The sequence below is a fragment of the Rickettsia sp. TH2014 genome (genome assembly GCF_019249195.1).
GTDB lineage: Bacteria > Pseudomonadota > Alphaproteobacteria > Rickettsiales > Rickettsiaceae > Rickettsia > Rickettsia felis.
Genome location: NZ_MXAX01000264.1, coordinates 1 through 5395 on the forward strand (window position 1 = coordinate 1; position 5395 = coordinate 5395).

Here is a 5395-nt window from a genome sequence, read left to right on the forward strand (position 1 = left end):
ATTTAATATTATCTTAATTTTACTAAATGTGAGATTAAATCTCAACTATTACAAATTATATGCACTGAATATTTAGGAATTTGAGTATCACAAGTTAGTAGAGTTAACCCTTCTACTATTGCTTGTGCTATCAATAGTCTATCAAAGGGGTCTTTATGGTATAACGGTAAATTTGCAATATAGGTGCTATGTTCTATTGTAATCGGTAATTTTTGAAAATCATTAGCTTCAATGGCTTTTTCTATGTCATTTGGAGCTTCTAGCTTTCCTAAAGATTTTTTAATGGTAATCTCCCATGTGTTTACACTGCTTACGAAAATTATATTATCAGGATTAGCTATAATTTCTGATATTTTATGCGACAGAGTTCTATCATTATTTAACCACTGCAATGAAATATGTGTATCTAATAAATATTTCATCTGAGCCAATTACTTAAAAAACTCCATAAAATCATCAGGCAAATCATCAAAATCCTCTTTTATAACAACTTTACCTTTCCAATAGCCAGGTTTACGCATTTGCTTCTTAGGATTATATTACACAAGCTTAACAGTAGGCTTGCCTGATTTGCATATAATGACTTCTTTACCGTTTGCAGCTAATTTTATTAATTCGGATAAATGAGTTTTTGCATTATGAATGTTAACTATTTGCATTTCAAGCCTTCAAATTTTTAACCAGTTTAAACTAACTTAGTTTAGTTTGATTTAAAGCATATGTCAAGATTTTACGTCATTGCGAGTGACCTTTGCTTTTGGTGTATGGCTCGAGAAGCTTGCCTTATGTCATTCTCAGCTAAAAGCAGGAGTCCCTCATAAAGCGAGATAACCGCCACTTTTAATTTTAAAAACTTGCTGTATTTATAATTTTTTTTTGGATCCCTGCTTTTAGCTGAGAATGACATCGATTATTAATAATTTAACTCCTATCTGTTAAAAACGCTTGACTACGTTATATTCCTATAATATCCTATAAATTACCATAAAAACCCAAATTAACCCAAATTATACCAATGAATGTATTTTTATCTAAGTATGTAAATGGCGTTGATAAAAAGAGTAGGGTGTCAGTGCCGGCGAATTACCGTGCGGTACTAGGGAAAGAATTATTTAACGGTGTAATTGCTTATCCGTCAATTAGGAATAATTGTATAGAGGCGTGCGGTATTTCGCATATTGAGAAATTAAGACAGATGATTGAGAGTCTTGATCCATATTCCGAAGAGCGTGATGCCTTTGAGACTATGATATTCGGGGAAGCCGTGCAGCTTCCGTTTGATGGGGAGGGAAGAATTATATTGCCGCAATCTTTAATGCAGCATGCAGAGGTAGAAGAGCAAGCATGTTTTGTAGGTAAGGGAGTGATTTTTGAAATTTGGCAGCCGCAGAATTTTAAAGAATATTTAAATTCCGCTCAAAAAATTGCTCATGAAAAGCGTTTAACTCTAAGGAATGCGAATTGATGCAGCAGCCACATATACCGGTAATGCTAAATGAAATGCTAGCAAATTTAGCTCCAAAAGACGGTGAGTCTTATCTAGATTGTACGTTTGGAGCAGGAGGATATAGCAAAGCAATATTAGAAAGCTGTGACTGTTATATCACAGCTTTGGATCGTGATCCAAATGTGATTAAAAAAGCCGAAGAAATTAAGCAAAATTACGGTGAGAGATTTGATTTTATAGAAACGAATTTTGCGGATAGTTTTGCAAAGCTTAAGGAAAAAAAAATTGATGGGGTAGTGCTGGATTTAGGCGTTTCATCAATGCAGTTAGATATAGCAGATAGAGGATTTTCGTTTTTACATGATGGACCACTTGATATGCGTATGAGCGGGCAGGGGCTTAGTGCCGAGGAGTTTGTAAATATTGCAGAGGAAAAAGAGCTTGCCGATGTAATTTATAAATACGGTGATGAGAGCTTTTCACGAAGAATTGCTAAGAGAATTGTGGAATATAGAAAAACGGCGAGAATCGATAGCACAAGTAAACTAGCTCAGATTGTAAGGAGCAGTATAGGATTTAGAAAAGGCAAAATCGATCCTGCTACTAAAACCTTTCAAGCTATTAGGATTTATATCAATAATGAGCTTGGCGAGCTTGAGAGATTTTTAGCGAATGTGCAAGATATATTGAACAAAAACGGTAGGTTAGTTATTGTCTCTTTTCATTCTCTAGAAGATAGAATAGTTAAGAATTTCTTTAAAGAAAATTCAGAAAAGCCGGTAGCAAGGTCGAAATATGCTAAAGACGATATGGTAATTGATCCAAATAAATGGCTTAAGATTATTACTAATAAAGCTCTAGCACCGTCAGATAAGGAAGTAGGGCTAAATATTAGAGCAAGGTCGGCAAAACTTCGAGCGGCAAAAAAGATACTATAGTCGATGTTATTGTGGCATGGACCGATTTTTCCGTCATTGCGAGGAAATTACGAAGTAATTGACGAAGCAATCTCAGGAATTTGTTATTACTTCATGAGGTTGTCACGTCGCTTCGCTCCTCGCAATGACGGACCGGGAATCCACGCAGGTAACGCCTATGCGGGAATGATATCGAATGCTTTTAAAAAATTGTCTAAGTATTATAGGAAATACAAGAGTAATTTAGTTATGACTATAAGAAAGTTTCACTATTTAATATTATTGATAACAATTATAGCAATATGTAGTTTGTTTAGTATAAAAGAGCGAGTCTCAACTCTTGATTATCAATTAAGTAGCGTTGTAAAACAGATAAATAGTGAGAATAATAATATTCATATTTTAAAAGCAGAGCAAGCTTATCTACTTTTGCCGGCTAGATTAGAAAAACTTGCGGCAGCTTATTTAAAATTAGAAACAGTTAAATCTTATCAAATGATAAAAGATCCGTTAGGACCAAATATCGATCAAAATATTAAATTTAATCATAATATTAGTATTTCAAAGAGTAGTAAATGGCGTTACAAAAGAATTACGAATAATAAGTATATACAAACTGTTTCGAGTAGGACTAAGCCTTAGACCTCATTGCGAGCGACTGAAAGGAGCGTGGCAATCTCAGGTTTTGACACGAGATTACTTCGTCAAAACTTATAGTTTCTCCTCGCAATGACGAGGCTACTACCTACTTAAAACACCATAAATAATATATGAAACAAATTTTGGAAAAATGGAAACCAGCAATTAAAAGTTTGATCATTTGGAATGTTTGTAGTAAAAATACAAAAATCCGATTATTAATGGTTATTTGTGGCTTTTCTTTTCTTTTTTGCACTTTATCTTACAGATTGATAATCGTTGCTACGAATGTTTACGATAAAAATATTAATTCCTTTAAAAAAAATCATCAATTTAGAAAAGAAATAGTTGACCGAAACGGTAATTTATTAGCAGTTAACCTACCTTCTGCGTCATTATTCGCTAATCCACAAATAGTTCTCGATCCTGAAACTTCCGTAAAAAAATTAGCAGAAATTCTACCTGATATTAATAAAGCCAAATTACTTGCGGAACTTAAGTCAAATAAAAGCTTTATATGGGTAAAAAGGGATTTATTACCTAGTCAGCAGGAAAAAATAACTAGCCTAGGGTTACTTGGTTTTGAATTTGAAGACGAGCAGAAACGAATTTATACTTTTTCTAATTTATTGTCGCATGTTGTCGGTTATGTAGGTAGAGATTCGGCAGGGCTTAGTGGTTTAGAACTCGCTTACGATAAATATTTAACTAATTCTGATTATGAATTAAACGAATCAAAGAATCGGAAAGAGCCACTTCAATTATCTATTGATATCAGATTACAAAGTATTTTAAGTGAAGAGATTGATAAAACTTTAAAGCAATTTAAGGCCATAGGAGCAGTAGGCATTATTGCCGATCCAAATAATGGTGAGATTTTAGCATTAGTAAATAAGCCTGATTTCGATCCTCATCATCCGAGTTTGGCCAAACCGGAAGAGCTGTTTAATATAGCAAGTCTCGGCATTTATGAAATGGGTTCGGTATTTAAGGCATTAACTATGGCAGTCGGTTTTGATACCGGTGCAATAAATATGAATGATGCTTATGATATAAGCTATATGAAAGTAGGGGGATTCCAGCTTAAGGATTATACACCAAGGCAAGGGTGGCATAGTGTACCTGAGATTTTTCTATATTCTTCAAATATTGGTACAAGTCAAATTATGCTTGAAATCGGTAAAAGCAATTTTAAAAAATACTTAAAGAAATTAGGTCTATTAGATCAGTTACAAATAGAATTACCTGAACGAGGTACCCCGTTATTTCCCTCCGAGAAAAGATGGAATGAGTTAACTAGTGTTACTATGTCGTACGGCTACGGCATTTCGATTAGCCCTTTGCATTTTGTTAGAGCAATGTTACCGGTCGTTAACGGAGGTACTTTATATGATCTTACTTTATTAAAAAGAAAGGATGAAAAAGTAATAGGTACAAAAGTTTTTAGTGAAAATACCTCTACCCAAATGAAGAAATTATTTAGATCGGTAGTAAAAGAAGGTAACGGTAAAAGAGCGGAGGTTAAAGGCTATCTTATCGGCGGTAAGACCGGTACGGCAGAAAAGCTTTCCCCAGGTGCAGGGGGGAAAAAGAAATATCTAAAAAATAGTAGAGCTTCATCGTTTTTAGGAGTGCTACCTGCATCTAACCCGCAATACGTTATTTTTATTAGATTTGATGAGCCGAAACCGACTAAAGAAAGCTTTGGCTTTGCAACGGCAAGCTGGACGGCTGCCCCTACTGCCGGTAGAGTTTTTGAGCGTATGATATCTTTATATGGTTTAGAGCCGATAGAACAAAGTGAGGAAGAGAGTTGAGATATAATAAGATAGAACTTCAAAAATTGGCGTTACCCGCATAGCTCACTTATGTCATTCCTGCGAAAGTAGGAATCTATAGGGAAAAAGTATAAATAAAGCAAATTTTTGAAATTAAAAGCTGAGGTTATCTCGCTTTACGCCGGATTCCTGCTTTCGCAGGAATGACATTTAGTAAGGAGGTTTTTATGTCAAAAAATAAAAAAACAAATAAACCTAATAGCACTAGATCTATCAGACGTCTTAAGTCTTTTGATCACCTAGCACTAAGAAATAATATTATAACAAAACAACCGTTTTTCTCCTTAAATTTCAATGAACAAGGAGAATTAGAGCTTAGCGGCGATGATAAAAGACCTAACCCTAATTATTAAAACTGTACAAAATAGAATATTAATTTATATTTTGTAGTGGATAACTGAGTCGTCATTCCTGCAAGACCTTGTTGCGTAGATATAAAAAAAAGTAGCTGCGAACTAAGAAAAGTAGTAAATCGACAAAAAACTTAACCACAAGTGTGTATGTCAAAGCTACAAAAAGTTTGCAACTGGAAAGAATATAACAGAAGTTTAAAG

General features: G+C 34.2%; 7 protein-coding genes. 5 read left to right on the forward strand and 2 right to left on the reverse strand.

Going from position 1 to position 5395, the window contains the following annotated elements; all coding sequences use genetic code 11:
- Positions 1 to 41: 41 nt before the first annotated feature.
- Positions 42 to 422, reverse strand: coding sequence for a type II toxin-antitoxin system VapC family toxin (locus tag KYQ89_RS05500; protein ID WP_218460748.1), 381 nt, complete (start codon positions 420 to 422; stop codon positions 42 to 44).
- 117 nt (positions 423 to 539) lie between these two features.
- Entirely contained in the window at positions 540 to 659 is a 120-nt protein-coding gene (locus tag KYQ89_RS05505) for a type II toxin-antitoxin system Phd/YefM family antitoxin (RefSeq protein WP_218460749.1), read from the reverse strand.
- Positions 660 to 1015: 356 nt separating this feature from the next.
- Here KYQ89_RS05505 and mraZ point away from each other — a divergent pair, with 356 nt between their 5' ends.
- The 5 genes from mraZ to KYQ89_RS05535 all read left to right on the forward strand — a co-directional run bounded on the left by mraZ (position 1016) and on the right by KYQ89_RS05535 (position 5194).
- A complete protein-coding gene (gene mraZ, locus KYQ89_RS05510) occupies positions 1016 to 1465 on the forward strand; it encodes a division/cell wall cluster transcriptional repressor MraZ (protein ID WP_218460750.1) in 450 nt (149 codons plus the stop codon).
- Positions 1465 to 2385 carry a 16S rRNA (cytosine(1402)-N(4))-methyltransferase RsmH gene (gene rsmH / locus KYQ89_RS05515; protein WP_218460754.1) on the forward strand — a complete coding sequence of 307 codons (921 nt, stop codon included), beginning with the start codon at positions 1465 to 1467 and terminating at the stop codon, positions 2383 to 2385. The genes mraZ and rsmH overlap by 1 nt, the downstream gene beginning before the upstream one ends.
- A gap of 228 nt (positions 2386 to 2613) precedes the next feature.
- Positions 2614 to 3006 carry a hypothetical protein gene (locus tag KYQ89_RS05525; protein WP_218460751.1) on the forward strand — a complete coding sequence of 131 codons (393 nt, stop codon included), beginning with the start codon at positions 2614 to 2616 and terminating at the stop codon, positions 3004 to 3006.
- A gap of 128 nt (positions 3007 to 3134) precedes the next feature.
- Positions 3135 to 4820, forward strand: coding sequence for a peptidoglycan D,D-transpeptidase FtsI family protein (locus KYQ89_RS05530; protein ID WP_218460752.1), 1686 nt, complete (start codon positions 3135 to 3137; stop codon positions 4818 to 4820).
- Positions 4821 to 5008: 188 nt separating this feature from the next.
- Positions 5009 to 5194 carry a hypothetical protein gene (locus KYQ89_RS05535; RefSeq protein WP_218460753.1) on the forward strand — a complete coding sequence of 62 codons (186 nt, stop codon included), beginning with the start codon at positions 5009 to 5011 and terminating at the stop codon, positions 5192 to 5194.
- Positions 5195 to 5395: the final 201 nt, after the last annotated feature.